This window comes from Streptomyces sp. NPDC030991, from assembly GCF_055571235.1.
This window is the reverse complement of record NZ_JBVIFR010000013.1, coordinates 187,479-211,906: the sequence shown is the minus strand read 5'-3', so window position 1 is coordinate 211,906 and position 24,428 is coordinate 187,479. Positions and strand designations below refer to the sequence as shown.

19 protein-coding genes are annotated in these 24,428 nt (G+C 72.8%); 4 read left to right on the top strand and 15 right to left on the bottom strand.

The window, feature by feature from the left end:
- Positions 1-51: 51 nt before the first annotated feature.
- The 4 genes from ACZ45E_RS24805 to ACZ45E_RS24790 all read right to left on the bottom strand — a co-directional run bounded on the left by ACZ45E_RS24805 (position 52) and on the right by ACZ45E_RS24790 (position 3,621).
- Positions 52-1,218 (bottom strand): NAD(P)/FAD-dependent oxidoreductase, encoded by a 1,167-nt coding sequence (locus ACZ45E_RS24805; protein WP_468224097.1) that lies wholly within the window; start codon positions 1,216-1,218, stop codon positions 52-54.
- An 80-nt stretch (positions 1,219-1,298) separates the two neighbouring features.
- The gene (locus ACZ45E_RS24800) at positions 1,299-2,249 is read right to left on the bottom strand and encodes an ABC transporter substrate-binding protein (protein WP_468224096.1); all 951 of its coding nucleotides are present in this window, start codon (positions 2,247-2,249) and stop codon (positions 1,299-1,301) included.
- Positions 2,246-2,920 (bottom strand): ABC transporter permease, encoded by a 675-nt coding sequence (locus ACZ45E_RS24795; RefSeq protein ID WP_468224093.1) that lies wholly within the window; start codon positions 2,918-2,920, stop codon positions 2,246-2,248. Before ACZ45E_RS24795 ends, ACZ45E_RS24800 begins: the two co-directional genes overlap by 4 nt.
- Positions 2,917-3,621 carry an ABC transporter permease gene (locus tag ACZ45E_RS24790; protein WP_468224090.1) on the bottom strand — a complete coding sequence of 235 codons (705 nt, stop codon included), beginning with the start codon at positions 3,619-3,621 and terminating at the stop codon, positions 2,917-2,919. The genes ACZ45E_RS24795 and ACZ45E_RS24790 overlap by 4 nt, the downstream gene beginning before the upstream one ends.
- Positions 3,622-3,738: 117 nt before the next feature.
- On the opposite strand from ACZ45E_RS24790, the gene ACZ45E_RS24785 reads away from it, so the two are divergent.
- Positions 3,739-4,704, top strand: a complete 966-nt coding sequence (locus ACZ45E_RS24785) for a pirin family protein (protein ID WP_468224089.1) — start codon at positions 3,739-3,741, stop codon at positions 4,702-4,704.
- Positions 4,705-5,045: 341 nt separating this feature from the next.
- Entirely contained in the window at positions 5,046-5,888 is an 843-nt protein-coding gene (locus ACZ45E_RS24780; protein ID WP_468224086.1) for an SGNH/GDSL hydrolase family protein, read from the top strand.
- A gap of 133 nt (positions 5,889-6,021) precedes the next feature.
- On the opposite strand, the gene ACZ45E_RS24775 is transcribed toward ACZ45E_RS24780, so the two are convergent.
- Positions 6,022-7,683 carry an alpha-L-fucosidase gene (locus ACZ45E_RS24775; protein WP_468224083.1) on the bottom strand — a complete coding sequence of 554 codons (1,662 nt, stop codon included), beginning with the start codon at positions 7,681-7,683 and terminating at the stop codon, positions 6,022-6,024.
- 188 nt (positions 7,684-7,871) lie between these two features.
- Entirely contained in the window at positions 7,872-9,035 is a 1,164-nt protein-coding gene (locus tag ACZ45E_RS24770) for a lectin (protein ID WP_468224080.1), read from the bottom strand.
- A gap of 788 nt (positions 9,036-9,823) precedes the next feature.
- Here ACZ45E_RS24770 and ACZ45E_RS24765 point away from each other — a divergent pair.
- Positions 9,824-11,248: a glycoside hydrolase family 76 protein gene (locus tag ACZ45E_RS24765; protein ID WP_468224295.1), complete on the top strand. Its 1,425-nt coding sequence runs from the start codon at positions 9,824-9,826 to the stop codon at positions 11,246-11,248.
- A 69-nt stretch (positions 11,249-11,317) separates the two neighbouring features.
- Here the strand turns inward: ACZ45E_RS24765 and ACZ45E_RS24760 are convergent, their stop codons facing one another.
- From ACZ45E_RS24760 to ACZ45E_RS24750, 3 genes are all read right to left on the bottom strand, one after another.
- Positions 11,318-11,980 carry a histidine phosphatase family protein gene (locus ACZ45E_RS24760; RefSeq protein ID WP_468224078.1) on the bottom strand — a complete coding sequence of 221 codons (663 nt, stop codon included), beginning with the start codon at positions 11,978-11,980 and terminating at the stop codon, positions 11,318-11,320.
- Between the two features lie 65 nt (positions 11,981-12,045).
- Positions 12,046-13,164: a cobalamin B12-binding domain-containing protein gene (locus ACZ45E_RS24755; protein ID WP_468224075.1), complete on the bottom strand. Its 1,119-nt coding sequence runs from the start codon at positions 13,162-13,164 to the stop codon at positions 12,046-12,048.
- Between the two features lie 5 nt (positions 13,165-13,169).
- Positions 13,170-14,765, bottom strand: coding sequence for a PP2C family protein-serine/threonine phosphatase (locus ACZ45E_RS24750; protein WP_468224072.1), 1,596 nt, complete (start codon positions 14,763-14,765; stop codon positions 13,170-13,172).
- 328 nt (positions 14,766-15,093) lie between these two features.
- Here ACZ45E_RS24750 and ACZ45E_RS24745 point away from each other — a divergent pair, with 328 nt between their 5' ends.
- The gene (locus tag ACZ45E_RS24745; protein ID WP_468224069.1) at positions 15,094-15,618 is read left to right on the top strand and encodes a DUF6069 family protein; all 525 of its coding nucleotides are present in this window, start codon (positions 15,094-15,096) and stop codon (positions 15,616-15,618) included.
- 87 nt (positions 15,619-15,705) lie between these two features.
- On the opposite strand, the gene ACZ45E_RS24740 is transcribed toward ACZ45E_RS24745, so the two are convergent.
- From ACZ45E_RS24740 to ACZ45E_RS24715, 6 genes are all read right to left on the bottom strand, one after another.
- Positions 15,706-19,590, bottom strand: coding sequence for a glycoside hydrolase family 2 TIM barrel-domain containing protein (locus tag ACZ45E_RS24740; RefSeq protein WP_468224067.1), 3,885 nt, complete (start codon positions 19,588-19,590; stop codon positions 15,706-15,708).
- 147 nt (positions 19,591-19,737) lie between these two features.
- Positions 19,738-20,391 carry a DUF6226 family protein gene (locus ACZ45E_RS24735; RefSeq protein ID WP_468224066.1) on the bottom strand — a complete coding sequence of 218 codons (654 nt, stop codon included), beginning with the start codon at positions 20,389-20,391 and terminating at the stop codon, positions 19,738-19,740.
- Between the two features lie 65 nt (positions 20,392-20,456).
- Positions 20,457-21,272, bottom strand: coding sequence for a glycosyltransferase family 2 protein (locus tag ACZ45E_RS24730; RefSeq protein ID WP_468224064.1), 816 nt, complete (start codon positions 21,270-21,272; stop codon positions 20,457-20,459).
- On the bottom strand, positions 21,257-22,270 hold the full coding sequence (locus tag ACZ45E_RS24725) for a glycosyltransferase (protein WP_468224062.1): 1,014 nt from the start codon (positions 22,268-22,270) through the stop codon (positions 21,257-21,259). The genes ACZ45E_RS24730 and ACZ45E_RS24725 overlap by 16 nt, the downstream gene beginning before the upstream one ends.
- On the bottom strand, positions 22,267-23,334 hold the full coding sequence (locus ACZ45E_RS24720; protein WP_468224060.1) for a glycosyltransferase family 4 protein: 1,068 nt from the start codon (positions 23,332-23,334) through the stop codon (positions 22,267-22,269). Before ACZ45E_RS24720 ends, ACZ45E_RS24725 begins: the two co-directional genes overlap by 4 nt.
- On the bottom strand, positions 23,331-24,425 hold the full coding sequence (locus ACZ45E_RS24715; protein ID WP_468224059.1) for a glycosyltransferase family protein: 1,095 nt from the start codon (positions 24,423-24,425) through the stop codon (positions 23,331-23,333). The genes ACZ45E_RS24720 and ACZ45E_RS24715 overlap by 4 nt, the downstream gene beginning before the upstream one ends.
- Between the last annotated feature and the right edge of the window lie 3 nt (positions 24,426-24,428).

The following is a 24,428-nucleotide window of genomic DNA, read 5'->3' as shown; positions in this document are numbered from 1 at the left end:
ACTCCTCCCCCGCGCTTGAGCCTCAGAGCCCAGGAGCCTCAGAGTCTCACCCTAAGGTTCACGTCGAGGCTGCGGCCGCCGACGGTCCATCGCACGCAGGTTCTCGTCCTGTACGTCGCCGGGGACGGCCCGGTCCGGCCGGTACGCGGCGAGTTCCGTGGCGGGCCGTCCGGTGGTGATCTCCCGCGCGGCGAGCCGGCCGAGGACCGGGGCGAGGGTGACCGCGCTGTGCGAGACGAGGTGGTACAGGCCGGGCGCCCCGGCCGCCGCGCCCACGAGGGGCAGCCCGTCGAAGGGCACCGGCCGTACGCCGATCCGGGCGTCCTCGATGCGGGTCCGCACCAGCCCCGGCAGGACGGCTCCGGCGCGTCGGTGCAGTTCCTGCGGGCCCCCGTCGACCACGTCGGCCCCGTCGAGCCGCGCGTCGACCTCCCAGGACAGGGCCAGCACGCCACCGCCCGGCGTGGGGCGCAGGTCGATACCCGGGGCGGCGACGATCGCGGTGAGCGGGGCCCCGGGCAGCGGATCGCTCTCGGTGACCAGGCCGGGGACCTGCCGCAGGGGCAGCCGTACCCCGGCGAAGGAGGCGATCCGGTCGGCCCGGGGGCCGGCGCAGTTCACGACCACGTCGGCGTTCCAGGAGCGGGGCCCCGCCATGACACCCGTGATGCGGTCGTCGGCCCGGGTCAGGCCGGTGACAGCGGTCTCGTAGTGCGTCTCGGCGCCGTGCCGCCGGGCCGCGTCGAGCAGGGTGTGCACGAAGTGCGGCGCGTCGAACCAGGCCGCGCTCTCGTACACCACGACCTCGTCGGCGGCGCAGGCGGCGGGGTCCACGGCCGGCGCCAGTTCGCGCAGCACGGACGGCGGGGCGAGGCGGCAGTCGTGGCCCCAGCCTCTGGCGCGCCGGGCCCGTTCGCGCAGCGCCCGCTGTTCCGCGTCGCCGTCGGCCCACTGCACGAGCGGCGCGGGGTGCCGCCAGGCCGGTCCGTCGAGCGCCTCGCACAACAGCCGGTGCTCCTCGGCGCCCTGACGGTTCAGGCGGTAGTACGCGTACGGGGTCTTCAGATGGGTCACGTCCGCGGAGAAGGTGGCCCCGGAGGTGCCGCCCGCGGGCCGCGCCTCCTCCTCCACGACGACGACCCGGACGCCTTCGCGGGCGAGGTGGTAGCTGACGCAGGCGCCGAGCACGCCCGCGCCGACGACGACGGCTGTGTCCATGGCGGTCCTGTTCGGCGGGTCCGGGAGAGGCGTTCCGCGTTCCCGCGATCCTGCCCCCGCACACCCGGGCGCGAGGCCCGCTAGTCCAGGAGTCCCTTGTCCTTCAGGTAGGTCCGGGTGACGTCCTCGGGCAGCCGTCGCCAGCTGTCGACCTGCTGGTTCATGGCGGCCAGGTCCTTGGTGGTCAGGACGGAGTTGAGGGCGCCGAGCGCTTCGGCGACCTTCTCGCTGCCGGCGCGCGACCGGTTGACGACGGGCACGATGTAGTCGGCGTTCTGCAGATGCTTGTCGTCGGTGAGCAGCACCAGGCCGAAGTCGGACAGCGTCGCGTCGGTGCTCGTGGTCAGCACCATCTGGGCCTGCCCGTTCTGTACGGCCTTCTTGGACTGGGTGGTGCCGACGCCCTTCGGGTCGACCCCGGTGACGTCGATCCCGTAGACCTTCTTCAACCCTGGTGCGCAGTAGGGGCGCTGGACGCATTCGTCGCCGGCCGCGAGCCGTACCCCGAGCCCGGCGGCGCCGAGGTCGCTGAGGGTGCTCAGCCGATGCCTGGTGGCGTACGAGCCGGTCACGGCGAAGGCGTTCTGGTCGACGGCCTTGCCGGGGTCGAGGATCGTCAGGCCGCGCGGCCGGGCGAGCGAGCGCAGGGCTTTCATGGTGGCGTCGAGGTCGGGTGAGCCGACGGGCGCCGCGTCGGCGCCGTTCGTCTTGGCGTTGAGCCAGTCGGCGAAGGTGGCCGCGTACTCCGGGACGACATCGATCTGGCCCGATTCCAGGGCGGGTTCGTACAGTTCGCGGTTGGCGACGGACAGGATCTCGGTCCGGTACCCGGCGTCCTTCAGCAGCAGCGCGTACATGGTGGCGAGCAGGTCGCTCTCGGTGAACCCGGCCGATCCGATGACCAGGTCCTTGCTGTCGCCGGGCAGCGCGGTCACCTCGCCCTGTGTCTCCAGGGAGGGCCCGGTGGCGCAGCCGGCGACGAGCAGTACGAGCCCGAGCACCGCCCCGAGCCGGCGTCGCGCCGCGCTCACCCCGCCCTCCCGCGTGCCCAGGCCGGCGCGAGCCGCTCGGCGATCTCGAACAGCGCCTCGACGACGAGCGCGAACACGGCGACGAGGACGGCGCCGGCGACGACCTGGGGGGTGCTGGCGAGGTTGAACCCGGCGGTGATGATGCGCCCGAGCCCGCCGCCGCCCGCCAGTGCCGCGATGGTGGCGGTGGCGACGAGTTGCACGGCGGCGATCCGCACCCCGTTGAAGATCATCGGCAGTGCGAGCGGGGCCTCCACCCGCAGCAGCATCTGCCGCCCGGTCATGCCCATCCCCCGCGCGGCCCGGACGACTTCCGGGTCGACGCCGCGCATGCCCACGTACGCGTTGGTGAGCAGCGGCGGCACGGCGAACAGGACGAGGGCGACGACGGTGGGCCCTTCGCCGTACTGTCCGAGCGGTGTGAGGAGCAGCAGGACGAGGACGGCGAAGGTGGGCACGGCCCGGCCCACGTTGGAGATGTTCACGGCGAGCGCCCCGCCCTTGCCCAGATGGCCGAGGACCAGGGCGGTGGGCAGGGCGATCAGGCAGCTGATGACGAGGCAGACGAGCGTGAGCACCAGGTGCTGGGTGAGGCGGTGCCAGATGCCGTCGTCGCCGGACCAGTGCGTGGCGTCGGCGAGCCACTCCCAGGCGTCGGTGAGGGTCTTCACGCGCGGCTCGCTCTCGTCCAGGGGGTGAGGAGCCGGCCCACGCCGAGCAGCACCAGGTCGGCGGCGACGGCGATGACGACGCAGAGCACGGAGGCGGTCAGCACCTGCGCCTTGAAGTACGTGTTCATCCCGGCGTAGATCAGGTTCCCGAGGCCCCCGTGGCCGACGATGGCGCCGACGGTCACCAGGGACACGGCCGACACCGTCGCGATGCGCAGGCCGGCCATGGCGGCGGGCAGGGCGAGGGGCAGTTCGACGGTGAGCAGCATCCGGATCGGCCCGTAGCCCATGCCCCGGGCGGCCTGCCGGGTCTCTTCGGGCACGGCCCGCAGCCCGGCGAGGATGTTCCGCACGAGCAGGGTCAGCGAGTACAGCACGAGACCGGCGACGACGAGCGTGGCGGAGAGCCCGTAGGCGGGCAGCAGCAGCGAGAACATGGCCAGGGACGGAATCGTGTAGAGCACGGTGGTCAGGGCGAGCACGGGGCCGGCGGCCCACCCCCACCGGCGGGCGACGACGGCCAGCGGCACGGCGATGACGACGGCGATCGCCACAGCGACGAGGGTGATCTGCAGATGCTGGGCGACGGCGTCGAGAAGGATGTGCCGACGCGTGCTCAGGTACGCGCCGCAGATCCAGTCGTTGCGGGCGAGGCAGTCGTCCGGCGGCGAGAGGGCGGGCGCGGCGGTCACGAGGGGCACGGGTCCATTCCAGTGGCCACGGCGAGTCGCGGCGCGCTGGGGTGACCCGTACGGGCGGTGGGGTGACTTCCCGCCGCGGCCCTGACGGGCCACGGTGGCGGGGTTAGGTTGTCCGGCATGAGCAATCTTGATCGCGCGCCGGTCCCCTCCGTGTGCGGCGGGCGCGGGTTCGTCGTCGCGGAACCGGTCCGTGAACTCCTCAGCCCGCGCCACGTCCGGCTCGGCGCCTCCACGGAGGTGCGCAGACTGCTGCCGAACCTGGGCCGCCGGATGGTCGGTGCCTGGGCGTTCGTCGACCACTACGGACCCGACGACATCGCGGACGAGCCGGGCATGCAGGTGCCGCCGCACCCGCACATGGGTCTGCAGACGGTGAGCTGGCTGCACGAAGGCGAGGTCCTGCACCGCGACTCGACCGGCAGCCATCAGTCGATCCGCCCCCGCGAACTGGGCCTGATGACGTCCGGTCGTGCGATCTCCCACTCCGAGGAGAGCCCGAGGTCCCACGCCCGCTTCCTGCACGGCGCCCAGCTCTGGGTGGCGCTCCCGGACGCCCACCGCCACACGGACCCGCTCTTCGAGCACCACGCCGAACTGCCCCGGGTGACGGCCCCCGGCCTGACCGCCACGGTCGTCCTGGGCACGCTGGACGGGGCGACGTCCCCCGGCACCACGTACACCCCGATCGTCGGCGCGGACCTGGCCCTGGCCCGCGGCGCCGACGTCCGCGTCCCTCTGGACCCCGACTTCGAGTACGCGGTCCTGTCGATGTCCGGCGCCGCCGAGGTCGACGGCGTGCCGCTGCTTCCCGACTCGATGCTCTACCTCGGCTGCGGCCGCACCGAACTCCCTCTGCGGGCGGAGTCGGACGCGGGCCTGATGCTCCTGGGCGGCGAGCCGTTCGAGGAGGAGCTGGTGATGTGGTGGAACTTCGTCGGGCGGTCGCAGGACGACATCCGCCAGGCCCGGGAGGACTGGATGACGGGGACGCGGTTCGGCGAGGTGAAGGGGTACGACGGTGCCCCGCTGCCCGCGCCCGAGCTTCCGCCCGTGCCGCTGAAGCCGCGGGGCCGGGTGCGGTGACCGCGCATGTCCGGCGCCACCGCTCCGGGCAGCGGCTCCTCCGGCACAGCCGGGCGGCCGACGAGGTGCGGCGAATGACGGCCGCGTGTTGCCCGGCGGTTCAAAAACCGCTGTCAACCATGTTGACCCCTGGGCGCCGAGGCCCCACATTTCCTATCGGTAGTACCAATCAGTAACTCCGTCTCCGGTCCTGCCCCCGCGCCGGTATGCACCGGCTTCCGCCCCCTCGCTGTCCGCTCGAGCCGCCTCATTCTCATGGAACCCGGCCGTGTCGCCGCGGCCGGGCCCCTCCTCCACACTCTGCTGAGAAGAGAGAGCACATGCCCACTGTTCACACTGTCATGACCGCATCAACATTGGCGGGGTTGCTGACCGTCGGATTCACCGGGCCCGCCGCCCACGCCGCGCCGTCGGTGGAGTACGTCGCGCTCGGCGACAGCTACAGCGCCGGCTCGGGGGTGCTGCCCATCGACACCAGCAACCTGCTGTGCCTGCGGTCCACGGCGAACTACCCGCACGTCCTCGCCTCCCGGACCGGCGCCCACCTCAAGGACGTGACCTGCGGAGCGGCCCAGACCAAGGACTTCACCGCGTCCCAGTACCCGGGGGTGGCGCCGCAGCTGGACGCGTTGAGCGCCGGCACCGATCTGGTGACGTTCACGATGGGGGGCAACGACAACAACACGTTCATCAACGCCCTGACGGCCTGCGGCACCGCCGGCATCCTGAGCGGCGGCAAGGGCAGCCCCTGCAAGGACAAGAACGGCAGCAGCTTCGAGGACCAGATCGAGGCGAACACCTACCCCGCGCTCAAGAAGGCCCTGCAGAACATCCGGGCCAAGTCCCCGGACGCCCGTGTCGCCGCCCTGGGCTACCCCTGGATCACGCCGCCCACCGCCGACGCGTCCTGCTTCGTGAAGCTGCCGATCGCCGCAGGCGACGTCCCCTATCTCCGCTCCATCCAGGCACGCCTCAACTCCGCCATCCAGCGCGCGGCCCAGGAGACCGGTGCCACCTACGTGGACTTCTCCGAGGCGTCCGAGGGGCACGACGCGTGCAAGCCGGCCGGCACCCGATGGATCGAGCCGCTGCTGTTCGGCCAGAACATCGTGCCCGTCCACCCCAACGCGCTGGGAGAGCGCCGCATGGCCGAGCGCACGATGAGCGTCCTCGGTCTCGGCTGACGCCGACCTGCGTCGACGGCCCGGGCAGTCCGGATCACCTTCGGCCGGGCTACCCCTGACAGGTGCGGCGGCGCCCCTGCCTTCCGCCGCGCCCGTCCGGCCGGCCGGCCGGCCGCGCTCCTGTTCGCCCGGCTCAGTCGCCCGCCCGGTGGAGCGTGGTCCGTCCCAGTCGGGGCTCCGCGCGGGAGGCGAGGACCTTGACGCGTACGCGCCTCGCGGTGACGGGCGCGGCGAGCGGCAGGGTCCGCTGGTACCCGATGGTCGTACCGGCGGCGATCCGCTGCCAGGCGCCGCCGATCTCGGCCTCCACGGCGAACTTCTCCACCCGCTGCCCGTGTTCGATGTCCTCGCGCACCGCGACCCGGTCGAAGGTCGTCGTCCCGTCGGCGTTCCTCGCGACCGGCCGGCCGTACACCTTCCGCACCCGCCGCCCGAACGCGGTCAGCTCGGCGACGTCCGCCGCGTCGATCGTCCCCGCCTTCGACGGCGGCACGTTGAGCAGCAGCGTCGTGTTGCGCCCGACGCTCTTCTCGTACAGGTCGAAGAGCTGGGCCGCCGTCTTCGGCCGCTGACCGGGGTGGTGGAACCAGCCGGGCCGGTTGGAGACGTCCGCCTCCGCGGGGAACCAGGACAGATGGGTCACACCGGCCTCGGTGAGCCGGGCCCGGGACCCGATGTCGGCGGCGGTCGGACCGTGCGGCAGCAACCATTCGCCGTGGTACGTCCACGGGTCGGCGGTCGTCGGCACCACACTCCACTCGGTCTCGCGGCCGACCCCGCTCTCGTTGCCGACCCAGCGCACACCGGTCGGGCCACCGAAGACCACGGTGTCCGGCGACAGCGCCTTGATCACCCGGAACCACTCGTCGAAGCGGTACTCCTGGGTGATCCCGGCGTCGGACCACGGGTTGGCGCCGTCCAGCCAGAACTCGTCCAGCGGCCCGTACTCGGTGAACAGCTCGTAGACCAGGTTCAGGTAGTAGGCGTCGTAGTCGTTGACCCGCACGGTGAACGTCGGCAGCTTCCCCGAGCGCACATCGTTGGCCCGGTCGTCGCCCTCCACGAGCGTGGGGATGGTGTGCTTCCTGACCGCGCTGCCGTTGCCGAACCGGCCGAGGCCGCCGGGGGAACGGTCACCGTCGGCGAGCGCGGTCAGCTCCACCGAGGTCAGCGTCCCGCCCTCGGCCTGCTTCTTCCGCAGCGACTCGATCCACGTGGCGTGCCAGGCGTGCGGCAGCTCGGAGCCGTCGGAGGGTGAGAGATAGATCCCTACGCGTAGCTTGTGGGCGCGCGCCGCATCCACGTACCTGCGCACGATGTTCGGCTGCCCCGGGCTCTTGAGGACCGAGTGCGGCGTGTAGCGGCTGGGGAAGAGCGTGAACCCGTCGTGGTGCTTGGCGGTGATCATCGCCAGCTCGGCGCCCATCGCCCTGTACGTGCGGATCCACTGGTCGGCGTCGACCTCGGACGGCGCGAACGTCGCCGCGTCCTCGGCGCCCGACCCCCACTCACGGTCGGTGAAGGTGTTCATCCCGAAGTGTGTGAACGCCGTGATCTCCCTCCGCTGCCACCCCGTCTGGCCCTTCCTGGGGACGACGTTCGCGGCCTTCGCGACGATCTGCGCCGGGGTGTCGTCCGCGGCGACCGGGATGATCGAGGCGGGACGGACGCGCATGCGTCCGGCGGCCGGTGCTGCCGTGGGCCCGGTGGTGGTGGCGTACGCGCCCGTGCTGCCGAGGGCGGCGATCACGGGGACGGCCCCCAGGGCGCCGAGGATCTGGCGGCGAGACGTCATTGTTCCCTCCTACGGGCACATTGCTCGGATCTCTTCGCTGAGCTCCGGGGAATCATGACCCAGGAACAGGCGATTGGACAGAGCTGCGGCCGTAGAGATCCTATGTATGCCCGTGATCGCCTGCGTGCCGTTCGCCGCGGTCGTGGGCGTGGGCGTGGGCGTCAGGACACTCGCACCTCAGCAGAGGCTCAGGCGGTGACCGGAAGAGTGGTCCACCGTTGGTTCGGGCCGCCGGTGCAGTCCCAGAGCACCACTTGGGTGCCGTCGGCCGTGGAGGAGGCCGGGTCGTCCAGGCAGCGGCCGGAGACGGGGTTGCGGTACCCGCCGTTGTACGCCTGCCAGACCTGGTTGGCGCCGCCGTTGCACTCCCAGACCTGGACCTTCGTGCCATTGGCCGTCCCCCGGCCCGCGGCGTCCAGGCACGCGCCGAGCACGCGCAGGGTGCCGTCCGAGCGCGCCGACCAGAGCTGCGCGCCGGTGCCGTTGCAGGACCAGATCTGGGCCGCCGTCCCGTTGGCGGAGCTGCCACCGTCGACGTCCAGGCACTTCCCGTCGATCCCGGATCGCACCGCGCCGCCGACCGCGACGGGCGGCGCGATCCAGCCCGCCGCGTCGGCGGCCCGCACGCCCGCGTCGAAGGCGTCGGCCATCTTGCTGAAGCCGTTGTCGTTCGGGTGGAGCGCGTCGGAGAGGTCGGCGGCCGTCAGGGCGCCCATGTCGACGAGCCGCACATGCTTGCCCCCGTCCGCCCTCGACCGGACGAGCTGCGCCAGCTTCTGGTTGAACTCCGGCCGGTACGCCTCCTCGGTCGCGCTGGTCGAGACGATCACGGTGCCGGCCAGGACGGTCGCGTCGGGCGCGGCCCGCAGGATCTGGTCGATCAGCGCGCCCATCCGGTCGGGCGCTGTCGGTACCTGATAGTTGCCGTTCAGGTCGTTGGTGCCGATCTCCAGCGTGACGACGTTGGGGCGGTACCGGGCCAGTACGGAGTCGGCGATGGAGGCGATCTGGTCGATGCGCCAGCCGGAGTGCCCCTCGTTGTCCGGATCGGACATGGGACCGTTGCGGCCGGACCCGACGAAGTCCGACGCGCGCCCCTGGGCGGCCAGCTTGTTCCACAAAAAGCCCCGATAGCTGTTGCCCGAGGCGCTTCCGACGCCCCAAGTGATCGAGTTCCCCAGCGGCATCAGACGCAGGGCGGCCGGGGCGGTGGCGGACGAGGGGCGGGCGGCGCTCGCGGCGGCGGGCGGGCCGGCGGTCGTGGCCGTGGCCGTGGCCGTCGCCGGCAGGGCGACGACGGCGGCCAGCGCGGTCAGCACCGACGCGACCAGGGCGGATCTGAGTCTCTTCATGATCGGTTCCTCACTGCTGGGGGACAGTGGCGCGGGGTGAGCAGACCGATGGCCGACGGGCGACATCGTTGTCGGCACGCAGGCGGATGGGGCTTGGACGCACGAACTGGGGCGGCACGGAACTCCCGCGTCGCGGGCGGCGTGCGGGGAGGCCAGGGCGGTGACGCGCGGTCGAGAGGGGAGCGCTCCCAGGAAGTTAGCCAGCTCCCCACCCGGCGTCAATGGGCCGCACAAGAGTCCCCAGAATCCCACAACTATCAGCCAACTCCGCTGCTGACGGCCCGAGTTGCGCACTCGCGGTGCGGCCGGGGGACGCCACGGACGTGTCACCCCCGGCCGACGAGCCGGTCACCAGGAGGACTTCGTCAAGCACCCCGCCCCTCGTCCCCGTCCCCGTCACCGTCACCGTCGACGGGAGCACCCACCTGGCGCCCAGCACCTCAGAAAGGCGACGAGCGCGGCCTCCTCCGCCCCGAGAGCTGAAGCGGCGCGGAGGCGGTGCCACGGGCCTCGGCGGACGGAACGGCGCGGCCCGCCGAGCCAGGACGAACAGGAAAGGCCGGGAGGGGCAGGGAGGGTTCAGCCCACCAGGAAGGGCCCAGCCAATACGCCGCTCCCGGCCTCAGCCCCCGGCCCCCGTCCGCCGAGGCCGCCCGATGCCGTCCGATGCGTTGACGTGGTCATGCAGCATCGCTACGTTCGGAGAGCGCTCTCCTTGAGCCGGCAGGGCACACCCCCCACCGAGATCAGACGCCTCAGGAGCCTCCCCCATGAAGCCGAAGAGCTGTATGCCAGCCGCCCTCCTCGCCGCCCTGACAACGTTGTCCACCTTCGTCGTCGGCGGAACGCCCGCGGTCGCCGCGCCGGCGGCCGTGTGCAACAAGTACTGCGACGCGCGCGATCCGGCGCTTGCTCCTCAGGACCGTGTCCCGGTCACCGCCACGGTCTCCTCGCGGACCGTCGCGCTGCACATCGACGACGCCGACGCGATGGGATGGGCCTCCATCGAGCACGGCGGCTCCGGTGACCAGGTGTGGCTCGACCGGTCCATGGACGGGGGCCGGACCTGGAGTTCGGGGAGTCGTCTGGGCGACACGGCGGTGCCTTCCGGCAGCACGGGATGGCGCAGCCAGATGTACAACGTCGACGAGTGGAACACCCGGGGTGTCGGAGCCCTGCGGGCCTGCGGGCAGCCGGTCGGCGGTGCCATCGCCTGCACGCCCTGGGCGCGGACCACCTGGAACGCGGGCAGTCGGAGCACCGCGGCGGCCACCGCGCTGATGATGTCGTACGACAGGAGCAGCAAGCTCTTCGGCGGCAACGGCTGGTGGACCGCCGCCAACGCCCTGACGGCGGTCATCGACAACAGCCGGATCAGCGGGATGGGCAGCTACACGTACACGATCGCCGAGATCTACGACAAGAACATCAACGCGCAGGGCGGGCAGTTCCGCAACGAGTACCTGGACGACACCGGGTGGTGGGGTCTGGCCTGGGTCGCCGCGTACGACCTGACCGGCGACCGCCGCTATCTCGACACCGCGCGGGCCGACGCGGACCATATGCAGGCCAACTGGAACAGCACCTGCGGCGGCGGCGTCCGGTGGAGCACGAACGGGAACTACAAGAACGCCATCACCAACGAACTCTTCCTGCAGCTCACTTCGGCCCTGCACAACCGCCTTCCCGGGGACACCGTCTACCTGGAGCGGGCGCGGAGTGAATGGAACTGGTTCCGGCAGAGCGGCATGATCAACGGCGACCGCCTGATCAACGACGGTCTCACCGACGGCTGCGCCAACAACGTGCAGCCCACCTGGACTTACAATCAGGGCGTCATTCTCGGCGCGTTGACCGAGTTCCACCGGGCCACCGGCGACGCCGCCCTCCTGAGCACCGCACGCGGTCTGGCGGACGCGTCCACCGTCCGGCTCCAGAGCGACGGCGTCCTGCGCGAACCCGGCGAGGGCGACACCTGCACGGGGGACGGCCCGAGTTTCAAGGGCGCCTACGTGCGCGGCCTCGGCGTCCTCAACCGCCGACTGTCCGACCACCCCTATGCCCCCGCGCTCACCCGTTGGGCGAACAGCGCCTACGACCACGATCGCAACCCGCTCGACCAGTACGGCCCGCACTGGAGCGGCGGCAACGGAACCACCGACTACGGCTGCCAGCAGAGCGCGCTCGACCTCCTCAACGCCGCCACCGGCTGACCGGGCGACCAGCTCGGCGGGCCGCAGGGGAGAGCGCGCCCGCCCGACGCCCCTGGGAAGCTGATCCGTTCAGCGCGTCGGAGCGGGCTCGCCTGCGGGGCCGCCGTCCTCGGGGGAGTCTCCCTCCGGGCCCATCGGGTGGCCCGCCCACAGCAGCGCCTGCCAGCCCTCGGCGGGTGAGCCCGTCAGGACGACGACGCCGGTGTTGTCCAGCGGGTGGCTCGACGCGTACGCCACGTCCACGTTGGCCGCCCGCGCGGCCACCCAGGTCCGGATGGCGGCGCCGTGGCTGACCATGGCCACGGTCCGCGCTCCCGTCGCGGCGGCCTCCGCGACGACCGAGTCGAAGCGGCCGAGCGCCTCCACGCCGTTCTCGCCGCCCGGCATGCGGCGCTCCACGTCGCCCCCGGACCAGGCGAAGGCGGTGTCGAGGTAGAGCGCGGCGGCCTCGGCGTCACCGCGCATCTCCAGGTCCCCGGCGACCAGCTCCCGGATGCCGTCCCGGACCTGGGCCTCAAGACCGGTCGCGGCGGCCAGCGGTGCGGCGGTCAGCTGGGTGCGCAGCAGCGTCGAGACGTACAGGGCGTCGATCCTCTCGCCCGCCAGCGCCCGGGGCAGCGCGGCCGCCTGGTCCTGGCCCAGCGGTGTCAGGCCCGGTCCTGGCGCCTGCGTGTCCAACAGGTGCTTGAGGTTGGACGGGGTCTGGCCGTGACGGATGAGCAGCAGGCGCATTCGGGGGGTACCTCCTCGGGACAGAACACGTCCTTCCACTGTCCCACCTGCCCGTACCTCCTCGGTCAGGTGGGTTGTGGCGGGCCGGGAGGAGTGCGCAGGAAGTGGCGGGCGCGGTGGAGGACACCGACCACGCGGGGGAAGTCCTTGAGCTGGTCCAGCAGCGATTCCAGGGCGGGGAGCAGGCACCGGGGCGGCACGCCGCGGGCTGCCAGGATGTCGGCGGTCCAGGTGAGGAACCGGGTGAAGAGGCCGGGGTCGTCGACGTAGAGGGCGGTGGCGAGGTGGCTGACGATGTGGTCGATGTCCTCGGCGGTGCGCTCCGCCTGGTAGGCGCTGTAGTGGCGCATCTGCGGAAAGTCCGCCTCGACGTCGACGAGGGTCTGCTTCACCAGGCGCGGCCTCGTCCGTCGGACCAGGGTGTACTCCTGGTCGTTCAGGTGCGGCAGGTCCAGGTCGGGCAGGCGGGCTACGCGCGGACCGGGTCGTGTCAGGCCCCGGTCGAGGAGGGCGGCCGCGCCCGGTGCGTCCTTCGCCCACTGGGCCCGCATCAGCCGGGCGTAGAGGCCCTGTGGACCGAACGCGGCGCCTCCGGCCAGTACCGGGACGCCGGCGCTCCGGCAGGCGCTGATCGCGAGGTGGGCGCCGGGCAGAAGAGTCGGGATCGACGAGGACAGCAGCACCGCGTGGGTGTGGACGCGGCGCAGGTGCGCGACCAGGTGTTCGGTGGGGACCTGCGCCCCGAGGTAGTCGACGCGCCAGCCGCGCAGGCGCAGGACCTCGCTGACCAGACGCGCGGGCAGAGCGTGCCATTCGCCGTCGACGCACGCCACCAGGATCCGCTCCCTCACCGTGTCGGCGGGAGCGGGCACGGTGGCGTCGGCGACGGCCGCGACGCACCGTTCGCTGATCGCCGTGGCGGCGTGCTCCTGCGCGACCGTGATGTCGTCGGCCGCCCAGGCCAGGCCCAGCCGTTCCTGGACCGGTGCGATCAGTTCCAGCAGGACCCGTTCCGCCGCGCCCCGCGTCCGCGCGGCGGCCGCGCCGGGTGTCTGCCGGGCCGCTGCCGCGTCGAGCACGCGGCGCACGAGGGCGACGGCGCGGATCTCGTCGCAGTCGATGAGTGCCTGCCACAGGTGCTCACGGGGGTCGTCGAAGGAGTACGCGTCCTCGCCACCGGTCATGTGGTTCACCTTCTCCGGGTCTCTGCTCGTTCAAAGACAGGCTCTGAGGGTTGTCGGGGGTCGTGCCGGGGCGCGCCGATCCCGAGGACGGCCATGTCGTCGCTGCGGCCCTCGCCCAGCCACTGGCCCGCGATCATCTGCACCCGTTCGGTGACCACCTCGGCCGGCATTCCGGCGCACTGGGCGAGCACGGTGCGCAGCCTGTCCTCGCCGAACATCGCGCTGCCCAGCGGCCCGCCGCGCGCTTCGGTGATCCCGTCGGAGTACAGCAGGCAGGTCTCCGTGGGCCGCAGGGTGACCTCGGTGGTGGTGAACTCCGGTTCCGCGAGCGCGCCGAGCAGCGTGCCGGATGCCGGGACCTCTTCGACCCGGCCGGTGGTGCGCACGATCAGGGGGGCGGGGTGGCCCGCGCTGGTGATCCGCAGCCGTGCCTCCGCGCCCTGACGCCTCGCGGTGACGAGGACCAGGGTGGCGAAGGGGGTCCGGTCCGCGGACAGCAGTGCCGTGTTGAGGAGGGTCAGCAGGTGGCCGTGGTCGGCGGCGAACGGCAGCAGTGCCCGCAGGGCCGTGCGGATCGTGCCGGTGACGACGGCGGCCTCCAGCCCTTTGCCGCACACGTCGCCCAGGACCGCGACGGTCTCGGCGTCCGGTGTCTGCGCGGGGTGGAGATCGTAGAAGTCGCCGCCGATGCGGTCGCCGGGTGCCGAGGCGCGGTAGCGGCCGGAGAAGTCGATGCCGTGCACCCGGCCCAGGGGTGGTGGCAGCAGTTCCCGGATCAGCACCTCGGTGACGTGCGCCTGGCGGGCGTGGGCCCGGGCGAGCGAGAGCGCGGCGCCCGCGCGTGCGGCGAAGAGCTCGGCGAAGGCCCGGTCGGCGGGGGTGAACGCGGCCGGGCGGCGGCGCAGCAGGATCAGGCACCCGGCCGACGCGCCGTGCCCCGGCAGCGGTACCACCAGGAGGGAGCCGATCCTGGTGGTGCCGTCCGCGCGCCCGCCGGGCATCGCCCAGCCCGGAAGCCGCTGCGGATCGGTCCATTCGGCGGCGGCGGTGGCCCCGGGCAGCCCCGCCAGCGCCTCGGCCACGCCCGGCACCTGGCCGGGGTCGAGGACGATCCGCTCCTGGGTCACCGGTTCGCCGCCGGTGCACCGGGTCACCGAGTAGGCGCGCCCGTCGTCCGCGGCGACCAGGACCGCCGCGTCGGCCAGGTGGCGTGCGGCCCGCTCCACGACCATCGCCTGGCACTGCTCGACGTCGAGGGCCGTCGGTAGTCCGCCCGACAGCTCCTCCAGCAGCGCGGCGCTCGTCCGCTCGTGCGTCAACTCCCCCGGGCCGCCGCCCGGTTCGCTGTCGTCCACCAGCCACCAGGACATCGCATCGTCCGTCGCCGGCCCGGCCAGCGCCCGCACCCGCCGTCCGCCGATCCGCCCGGCCGCCCACACCGGCGCCTCCTCCCCCGCACCGCCGCCGGCCCGTCGCCGGTGCGCCTCGGCCAGCCAGGAGGGCGCGGCGTCGCCGAACGCCGCACCGACCCGGACAGCCGTCAGCAACGACGCGGCCGGCTCGCTGTAGGACAGCACGGTGCCGCCCGTGTCCACCGTCACCACCGCGATCCGGGCGTCACGGAGCCGCGCTGCCAGACCTGCGCCACAAGAGTTCGTCGACTCCGGTAAGGAGACCATCGATCCGGGATCCGCGGTCACGGATCCCCCACCATCCCATCTACTCGAAGGCAGGCAGCACCACACTGACCGACGGCATATGACTTCTCGGCGAACTTCTCCATACCGCCGACAGACGCCACCGGCATGGTGCAGAATCCGCCGCTCACCCTGTCGGCGGAGCGCGAGGCGCGCTCAAGATCCTCACCGGGTACGGATGGCGGGCACGTCCGCTGTCATCCGCCCCCCGTTCTGTGAGGAGTGTCCGCACGTGGAGAACCCCGACGGACCGTACGGCCGCCCTGTCCCTCCGCACCACGACCCGTCGTACGCCGCGCCGACGTACTACTCCTCCGATCCCGTGCGGCCCGCGCCGAGCCCGCGGGCCGACGCCGGCCGGCTGTGGGCGGGCGGGGCCGTGACGGCGCTGGTCGCGGCCCTGACCGCCGCCGTCGCGCTGCTCTTCGTACGCGGTGTCCTCGGCATCCCCGTCTTCGCGCCGGAGGGCGACGGCGCCATGGGCAACGCCACCACGGGGGTACTCGCCGTCGGCGCGGCCGTCGCGGCCCTCATGGCGACGGCGCTGCTGCATCTTCTGATCCTGCTGACGCCGCAGCCGGGGCGCTTCTTCAGCTGGATCGTCGCCCTGGCCACGGCGGTCATGGTGCTGCTCCCGTTCACCACCGGCGCGGACCTGTGGCCGAAGATCGCGACGGCCGTGGTGTACCTCGTGATCGGCGCGACCATCGGCTCGCTGCTCTCCGCGGTGGGACGCAGCGCCTACCGCCGGGGCTGACCGGACGCGGGCGGTCGACGCGACGGTGGAGTGAGCCGCTCCGGTACGCGGCCCACTCCACCGGGTTCCTTCTGCGGAGGTGCGCGGCTACCGCACCGCTGTGGGCCGCCGCGTCAGCCGCCCCGCCTCCTCCACGTCGGTGATCAGCCGCAGCCGGTACGTGTACGCGTAGTCCCGGTCGGCGAGCAGTTTGTACGCGTCGTGCGTGTGCGCGCCCCAGCTGTTGTCGCCGCCGACGCCCATCTGCCGGTGGTTGACGCGCAGGACGACCTCGTCGCGCGGGGTGAGCTGGTAGTCGTGGCGGGCGCCGACGGAGAGGTCCTCCGGGGTGAAGTGCGAGGCGTTGACCTCCAGGAGCTCGTCACCCCACACGAGCAGGCCCCGCCCGCGCCGGTCGGTGAGCGCCGCCCAGCGCACGTCGGTCTTGTTGCCGTTCTCCTGCGGCCGGATGTAGGGGGTCCACTGGTCGGGCACGGTGGATGACCAACGCCCCACGTCCGTACCGTCGTTGCGGTCCCAGTGGTTCTCCTCGGGGCCGCGGCCGTAGTAGTGCAGCCGCGCGAGGGACGCGGGGAGGTGCAGGAGCGTGCCGACCTCGGGGAGGTAGGGAAGGGTCGAGGCGCCCGGGTGGAGAGTGTTGTCGACCTTGATCTCGCCGTTGCCGAAGACGGTGTACGTCGTGCTGTACGCCGACTCGGTGGTGGTCGGCAGCGTGCCCTTGACGGTGATCTCGACGGCGCGGCCGGCCAGTTCGCGCACCGTCACGCCCGTCACCCTGCGCCGCGCGCCCGCGTCCCGCCAGGTCTGGTTGCGGGTGTGCTGGCCGTTGCCGCGGTCGTTGTCGGTCGGGGCGCGCCAGAAGTTGGGGACCGCGCCCGAGAGGAGCAGCTTCGTGCCGCCCGCCTGGAACGTCGTGATGAGCCCGGTCGACTTGTCGACGGTGACCTCGAACCCCTTCCCGGTGACGCTGACGCCGGAGTCGCCGTCCTCGTACGAGAGCGCCGGGACGTCCGCGAGCGGTACGGGGACGACCTCGGGGCTGCCCGCGTCCAGGGGCAGTTGCACGCGCGCCACCTCGTAGCCCTCGTCCGCCCAGGGAGTGCGCTCCCTGGGCGTGAAGGAGAGCTGGAGGAAGTACTCGGCGCCGGGCGCGGGGTGGTCCGGCAGCTTCACCGGCAGGGTGATGTCCTTGCTGCTCAGCGGTGCGATGTCGAGCTGGGCGCGGGTGAGGCTGCCGCGCCGTTCGACCTGTCCGTCGACGGCCAGCTCCCATGTCCCGTGCCAGGCGCGGAGGTTGGTGAAGAGGTTCTCGTTGGTGAGGGTGATCTCGCCGGGGGCGCCGCCGCTCTTGCGTGTCGCGCCGATGGCCTGGTAGATCCGCTTGACCTCGGCCGCCTTTCCGGTGTGGCCGCGGTCGGGCAGGACGATGCCGTCGCCGCTGAAGGCGCCGTCGTTGGGGTTGTCGCCCCAGTCGCCGCCGTACGCGGGGAAGGTCTTGGCCCGGGCCTTCTTCGCCTCGTGTCCTGCCGTGCGCGCGTCGAACCAGAAGCGCACGCCGTCGCCGTCCGGGCCGCGGCCGCCGTCGGTCAGTTCATCGGCGGTCAGTGCGCGTGCGTAGACGCCGGCCCGCCGGATCGTGCCGCTGAACTCCCGTGTGGAGTTGTCGACTTCACCGCCGAGCGACAGCGATGCGGTGTTGCCGGACGGCTTGCGGGTGGTCGCCTTCGTCGCCTTCACCGCGCCGTCCACGTACAGGGTCAGCGTCCCGGCGTCCGCGTCGAAGACACCCGCGACGTGGTGCTCGCGGCCCGTCCAGCCGTCGTCCGGGGTGGCCCAGGACGCCGTGCTCCACTGGCCGTCGGAGTGGATGAAGAACTCCAGGGTCTTCCCGGACTGCTTGAGCGCGTACTGGGTGTCGCCCTTCGCCAGGATCGGCTGGTCGTAGCCGCGGTAGCGCGGGGTCACCCACGCCTCCAGGGTGAGCGAGCCCCGCAGGTCGAGCCGGTCGTCGCGGGCGAAGACGGTCGCCCCAGAGACACCCTTGTCGCGGCTGAACGTGCCCGAGGGGTTGATGACCTCGCCCTTCAGCGCCGCGGGGCCGGTCTCGGTCAGCAACTCCCTCCTCGGTGTGGGCCAGTCCAGCGCCTGGTCGACGAAGTCCCAGATCCAGCCGCCCTGCAGGACGTCGTGGCGGCGGACGACGTCCCAGTACTCCTTGAAGTTGCCGGTCGAGTTCCCCATCGAGTGGGCGTACTCCACCATCACGTACGGGCGGGTGTCGGTGGTGTCCTTCGCGCGGGCCTCGACTCTGCTCGGCGACTCGTACATCTTCGAGCGGATGTCGCTCACACCCGGCCGGTCGTCGCCCTCGTAGTGGATGACGCGGGTCGGGTCGTAGGCGTGGATCCAGTCGTACATGGCGCTGAAGGCGGAGCCGCCGCCGGCCTCGTTGCCGAGCGACCAGATGACGACGCAGGCGTGGTTCTTGTCGCGGTGGACCATGTTCTGCGCGCGGGCCACGCACACCGTGGTCCAGTCGGCGCGGCTGCCGGGATAGGAGCCGTTGATGCCGTGGGTCTCCAGGTTGGTCTCGTCGACGAGGTAGAGGCCGTACTCGTCGGCGAGTTCGAGCCAGAGCGGGTTGTTGGGGTAGTGCGAGGTGCGTACGGAGTTGATGTTCAGCTGCTTGATGATGCGGATGTCCTGGACCATGTCGGCGCGGCTGAGGGCCGAGCCGCGCTCCGGGTGCATCTCGTGGCGGTTGGTGCCGCGCAGGGAGACGGGCTGTCCGTTGATCCGCATGAGTCCGTCCTCGAGGGCGAACTCGCGCAGGCCGACGCGGTGCGAGAGCGTCTCGACGACCTTGCCCGCGGGGTCGCGGAGCCGGAGGACGGCGGTGTAGAGGTAGGGGTCCTCGGCGGACCAGAGGCGCGGCGCGGGGACGGACCTGGCGGCCTCGACCCTCACCTCGGATCCGGTGAGCGCGGCGGACCGTGTCAGCGGCCGGGCCCAGACGGCGTGGCCGGCGGCGTCGTAGAGCTGTGTCTCGACGGTGTACGTCGATCCGTCGGCGTCGCCCGCGTAGTCCCGCACGCTTGCCGTGACCGACAGCCGGGCCGAGGTGTGGCCGTCGCCGAGCGGCGTCTCTATCTTGAAGTCCCGCAGGTGGACCGTGGGCGTCGAGAAGAGATAGACGGAGCGGAAGATGCCGCTCAGGCGGATCATGTCCTGGTCCTGGAGCCAGTCGCCGTCCGAGTAGCGGTAGACCTCGACGGCTATCTGGTTGGTGCCGTCCTTCAGGTACGGGGTGATGTCGTACTCGGCGGGGGTGTACGAGTCCTCGTGGTATCCGGCCAACTGCCCGTTGACCCAGACGTAGTGGGCCGCCTTGACGCCCTCGAAGTGCAGGAAGGTCCGCCGCCCGGCCCAGCCCCTCGGCACGGTGAAGGTCCGCCGGTACTGGCCGACGGGGTTGTACCGGGTCGGCGCGGCGGGCGGCTGTGCCTCCTCGCCGTGCCCGTTCGGCCCCCACCAGGGGTAGGTGATGTTGACGTAGATCGGGACGTCGTGACCGTGCAGCTGCCAGGCCGACGGGACCGGGGTGGTCTCCCAGCCGGAGTCGTCGAGATCGGTGCGGTAGAAGTCGTCGAGCTTGTCGGCGGGCCGCTCCACGTAGGCGAACTTCCAGTCGCCGTCGAGGCTCTGCCGGTACGGGGACGCGGTGCGGTCGGCGGCGAGGGCCTGGCGCACGCTTCCGTACGGCATGAGGGTGGTGTGGGCGGGCTCGGTGCCGAGCCGGAAGAGGTCGATGTGCCCGTTCCACTCGTCACCGTCGGCGGCGACGCCCTTCGCGGTGGCGCCGAGGGCCCGGGCGGCGGGGAGCGCGGTGGGCAGCGCGAGCGCGCCGAGCACGGCCGCGCCCGCTTCCAGGAGGCGACGACGGCTTACGTACACGCGGTGCGGGTGCGGCATGACTGTGCCCTTCGTCAAGTGCAGGGATGTGCAACCGGTGAGGCCAGGAACGCCTGTTGAGTCGCGCCCACCCTAGAAAGAGAACACAACCGAGACAATATCGACGTCAGTTTCTGTTGCTTCCTGAGTGCTGCCGGATCCGGCGCCTCACCCCCAGGGCCGCCCGGCCACGACCTCGTACGGCGACCGGCCCGCCCGCGCCGCGGCGACCGCTTCCTCGATCGGCGCCCGCTCGTCGTCCCAGTTGCTCGCCGACCAGCTGTCCCCCGTGGCGACGATCTCCCGGCCCCGCCCCGCGCCGATGTGCACGAACGCGCCGGTGACCACGGCGCCGACGAGCTCGTCGACCACCTCGATCAGGTGCTCGGAGCCGTCGTCGCACGCGTCGCAGCCGCAGTCCGGCAGCGTCCCCAGCGATGTGGCGGGCTCCCCCGCGCCCACCAGGAGAACCGTCCGGGGCGCCCCCTCGATGGCGGCGAACCCGAACACCAGCGGTGCCGCGCCCGCGCGCACGGGGCGGAGCAGGACCGCGCTCCCTAGGGCCGTTTCGGTGGGCCTTCGCCACAGCGCCGCCGGGTCGACGGCCGGCTCCGGCGCCTCGGCGAGACCGAGCCCGCGCAGCGCCCGCGACCATGCCTCCGCGCGGGCGGCGAGGATGCGGTACTTCTCCGGCCGCGAGCACCGCGAGTACTCCTCGTCGCGTACGTCGCCGTCGGGGTGCGGGTCGGGCCAGGGCGGGGTGTCCGCACCGGTGACGGCGAACGCCTCGTCTACTGCCTCGCGGAGCGCGCTGTGATCCATGCCGGGGACTTTACGCACTTCACGGCGGGTCTCCCGAGTGCTTTACGGGCGGCCGGGTGCCGCGCTCAGGCCCGGTGCCAGACGTCCGAGCCGCCGTCGTACACCGCCAGGCCCCGTGCTTCGAACGCGCGCAGCCAGCCGTCCATCGGCCAGGTGCCCCAACGCCGTTTGAAGAGCGCCCCATTGCGGAGGATGTCGTCGAGGTGCTGGACCGGCGGGTGCCGCGTCGGGTGGTACTGGTGGTAGGCGGGGGCGCCGCCGACCCACCACAGATCGATCCCGCGGTCCGCCGCCGCGAGGGCGAAGTCGGTGTCCTCGCCCCCGTATCCGGTGTAGTCCTCGCAGAAGCCCCCGACCTCGTGCCAGGTGCGGGCGGTGAGGGCGAAGGACAGGGACCAGAAGAGGCGCGGGTCTCCCCCGCGCCGTACCTCGCCCGGCGCCGGGGCCGGGCGCGCGGGGTGCGCGGGCGCGAGGTCAGCCAGGGTGCCGAGCCGGTAGCCGGTGGCGGGCGGGGGCGGCAGGTAGGCGACGGTGCCGCACAGCAGCGCGCCGTCCTCGGCCGCGCGGGCGTAACCGTCGAGGAGCGTGGGGCCCGGTACGCAGTCCACGTCGAGGAAGACCAGGAGGTCCGCGCCGTCCGCGAGGGCGTGTGCGGCGCCTTCGTTGCGGGCGGCGGCCAGGGGCAGACGCCCCTCGGACAGCGGCACGGTGAGCACGCGCGCCCGGGGCTCGCGCCCGGCGACGAGCGGGGCGATGCCGGGGTCCGCCATGGCGACGACCACGTACTGGTCGGGGCCGCGCCCACCGGCGGCGAGACCGTCCTGCTGGAGCAGCAGGTGCTGGTGCCGGCCGGCCGCGAGGGTGATCACCGCGGTACGCACACGGCCTGCCCGGGTGCGTCGGCGGCCAGTTCGGTCAGCAGGCCCGCGGCGCGCGCGGCCCCGTCGCCGAAGGACCACCGGTCCCAGCGGTCCGGCCGGGCGGCCGTCTCCGCCAGGAGCGCGGGCCACTCCTGTGCGGCGGGCCAGGACGCGCGTACGGTCGCCAGGCCGGCCGCGCGCAACGCCCGCGCGGTGGCGTGCTGTTCACCGTGCGGCCGGTCCTGCGGGACGACCAGGGCGGGGGCCCCGGCGGCGGCGCACTCCGCGATCGCGTTCTGTCCGGCGTGGGTGACCACGACGCGGGCGCGGCAGAGCACGGGCCAGGGGTCGTCGTGCCAGGCACCCTCGTGGCCGCCCAGGACGGTCCAGGTCCAGCCGGGGGTGGCCCGTTCCGCCGCGCGCAGGTCGGCGGCGGTGAGCCCCGTGCCGCCCGCGCCGGACAGCACGGCCACCTCACCGGCCCCTGCGCCGCCGTGGGGCCGCGCGCGGGGGCGGCCGTCGTAGCGCGAGATGCTCCCGGTGTGCAGGGTCTTGTCGTACCAGGGGGCGGGCCAGCCGGGTTCCGGCAGGGAGTGCGGCCAGGGGGCGACGAGCGCGTCCGCGAGGTCGTAGCCGAGCCGGTGGGCGGCGTCGGACCGGTCGCCGCGCATGGCCATCACCACGACCGGGACGCCCATGAGCCGCGCCAGGACCGTGGCCTCCACCGACACGTCGGTCACGAACAGGGACGGCCGGTGCCGCCTGATCCACGCGGCGATGACCGCCATGCGTTCGCGGTGTCCCGGGTGGTGCCGCGGCACCCAGTGCAGCCGGCCGCGGGCCGTGGGGTCGACGGGCTCGTCCGTGCTGTCCGCCGGCAGGGCGACCCACGGTCCCGTCCACGTCCGCGGCCTGGGCAGGGACGACAGGAGGGTGACCGGCCCGTCCACGTGCCCGGCGACGCACTGGGCACGGTGCAGGTGACCGCGGCCCTGGTGGTGCACGTAGTAGCCGATCACCCGGACACCTCTTCGTAGAGGGCGGTGTAGGCGTCGGCCGTGCGGTCGAGCGCGCAGAACTGCTCCGCCCGCGCGCGGGCGTCCCCCCGGTCGAGTTTCATGACGCGCGGGATGAGTTCGGCGAGGGCCTGGACGTCATCCGGGGGCGCGAGCAGCCCGCAGTCGGGGGTGAGGATCTCGGCGAGGGCGCCCCGGTCGAAGCCGCAGACCGGGGTGGAGCAGGCCAGCGCCTCGGCGACGACCAGCCCGTACGGTTCGTCCCAGCTGGGCGTGACGAGGGCCGCCGCCGAGGTCTGCAGCAGTCGCACGAGGCTCTCGCGGTCGATGTGGCCGACGTACTCCGCGCCGTCCCCGAGCAGCGGCGCCACCTGTTCCTCGAAGTAGCGCCGGTCCGCGATCGGCCCGGCGAGCCGCAGCGGGACCCCGGCCGCGCGGGCGGCCCGGATCGCCAGGTGGGGACCCTTCTCGGGGACCATACGGCCCGACCAGACCAGGTCGCTGCCGCCGGGGCCCGGCCGCCAGAACCCGGTGTCGACCCCGTTGCGCACGACGTGCGCGGAGGGGATCAGAGGCTGCCAGGCGGACGCGGTGAACCGGCTGACGGCGGTGAAGGCCACCGGGACCGCGTCATGGGTCTGGACGGCGGACTCCAGCCAGGGGGTGGGCGGGGTGTGCAGGGTGGTGATCAGCGGGACGCGCAGGGCCGACGCCATCGCGACGGGGAGGTAGTGCAGGCTGTTGTTGTGCACGACGTCGAACCGTCGCTCGCCGTCCCGGGCCAGGTCCAGCATGAGCGCCAGGTAGGCGTGGTGCTCCTCCATCCACGCGGCGCCGGGCATGCTGGTGTCCGACCGGGCGGCGGCGCTCAGCACGACTTCGCGCACGGGCAGTTCACGGGCTCCCAGAGCCGGGTCGGAGCCGGGTGCCGCGAACAGTTCCACGTGGTGGCCGCGTCTGATGAGGGCGTGCGCCAGCCACCAGGTGTGGGCTTCGAGGCCGCCTGCGAAGGGTTCGCTGATCGGATGGCGCGCCGACGCGATGAGGGCCACGCGCAGGGTGCTCACCGCAGCACGTCCTCGTAGAGCGCGCGGTGGGCGGCCGCGATCTCCGCGCGTTCCCGTGCCCGTTGCTCCGCGCTCGCCTTCGGCGCCGGTCTCTCCGCGAACGCGGTGAGCACCGCCTTGCGGAGCGACTCCTCGTCCAGGCCGCCTCCCTGGGTGTGCCCGTAGGTGTGGCAGGGGCGCTGCTGGGCGTAGAAGCCGCAGTCCGGGGCGGCGACCGCGGTGCCGAGGTCGTGGCACGCCTCCAGCCAGCCCGAGTGGGTGCCGAAGACGTACGGCAGCACGGACAGGTCCAGGGACTCGAGGTACTCCCAGAGCCGGGCGTCGTCGAAGTAGTCGTGCACGGTGAGCGTGAGGCGGCCCTGTCCGGCGAGTTCACGCAGGGCGGCCATCAGCCGCGGGGCGTGCGCCGGGGAGCCGGGTTCGGCCACGTCGCGGTGGATGTTGACCTGGAGTTGCGCGTCCGGGAGTTCGGCGACCGTCTCGGCGAGCACGCGGACGACGGGGAGTACGGACATGTTGGCCCGCAGGCTCTTGGCGTGCACGCCCACCCGGAAGCCCTCGTGGGGTGGCCGGGGGCGGGCGGAGCGCGACAGTTCGACCACGTGGGGGTGGGGCAGGACCGTCGCCGTACGGTTCCAGCGGCGGTGCAGGACGTGGGCCGCGCCGGGGGTGAGCGTGAGCAGCCGGTCCGCGGCCGGGACGAGCACGTCGAGGGCGGCGTCGTGGACGGCGGGGTCCGGCTGGTGCGGGTTGCGCAGGTCGTGCACCGTGTAGACCAGCGGTCTGTCGTGCCGGCGCAGGGTGTCCACGAGCGCGGTCAGCTCGTCGGGGCTCTGCGCGTCGAACCCGAAGTGCAGGTGGAAGACGTCGAATTCCCGGTGGTTGGCGGTGACCCACTCCGGGTCGAGCATCACCGGCGGCCACCAGCGCTGCGAGGTGCTGGGGGCGCCGTTGGGACGCGGGTCGGGCAGCCGGGTGACGCCGTCGGGCTCCGGCGCGGAGCAGTGCCGTACATACACATGGCCCGCCGGTACCGAGGCGACCCGGATCTTCCGGGAGGGCGGTCCGGGCAGCGGCGGGTGTGCGCTCACGAC

Coding starts and splice junctions, on each gene's coding strand:
- ACZ45E_RS24805 (WP_468224097.1), bottom strand. CDS start 1,218: ATGGACACAGCCGTCGTCGTCGGCGCGGGCGTGCTCGGCGCCTGCGTC.
- ACZ45E_RS24785 (WP_468224089.1), top strand. CDS start 3,739: ATGAGCAATCTTGATCGCGCGCCGGTCCCCTCCGTGTGCGGCGGGCGC.
- ACZ45E_RS24780 (WP_468224086.1), top strand. CDS start 5,046: ATGACCGCATCAACATTGGCGGGGTTGCTGACCGTCGGATTCACCGGG.
- ACZ45E_RS24775 (WP_468224083.1), bottom strand. CDS start 7,683: ATGACGTCTCGCCGCCAGATCCTCGGCGCCCTGGGGGCCGTCCCCGTG.
- ACZ45E_RS24770 (WP_468224080.1), bottom strand. CDS start 9,035: ATGAAGAGACTCAGATCCGCCCTGGTCGCGTCGGTGCTGACCGCGCTG.
- ACZ45E_RS24765 (WP_468224295.1), top strand. CDS start 9,824: ATGCCAGCCGCCCTCCTCGCCGCCCTGACAACGTTGTCCACCTTCGTC.
- ACZ45E_RS24760 (WP_468224078.1), bottom strand. CDS start 11,980: ATGCGCCTGCTGCTCATCCGTCACGGCCAGACCCCGTCCAACCTCAAG.
- ACZ45E_RS24755 (WP_468224075.1), bottom strand. CDS start 13,164: ATGACCGGTGGCGAGGACGCGTACTCCTTCGACGACCCCCGTGAGCAC.
- ACZ45E_RS24740 (WP_468224067.1), bottom strand. CDS start 19,590: ATGCCGCACCCGCACCGCGTGTACGTAAGCCGTCGTCGCCTCCTGGAA.
- ACZ45E_RS24735 (WP_468224066.1), bottom strand. CDS start 20,391: ATGGATCACAGCGCGCTCCGCGAGGCAGTAGACGAGGCGTTCGCCGTC.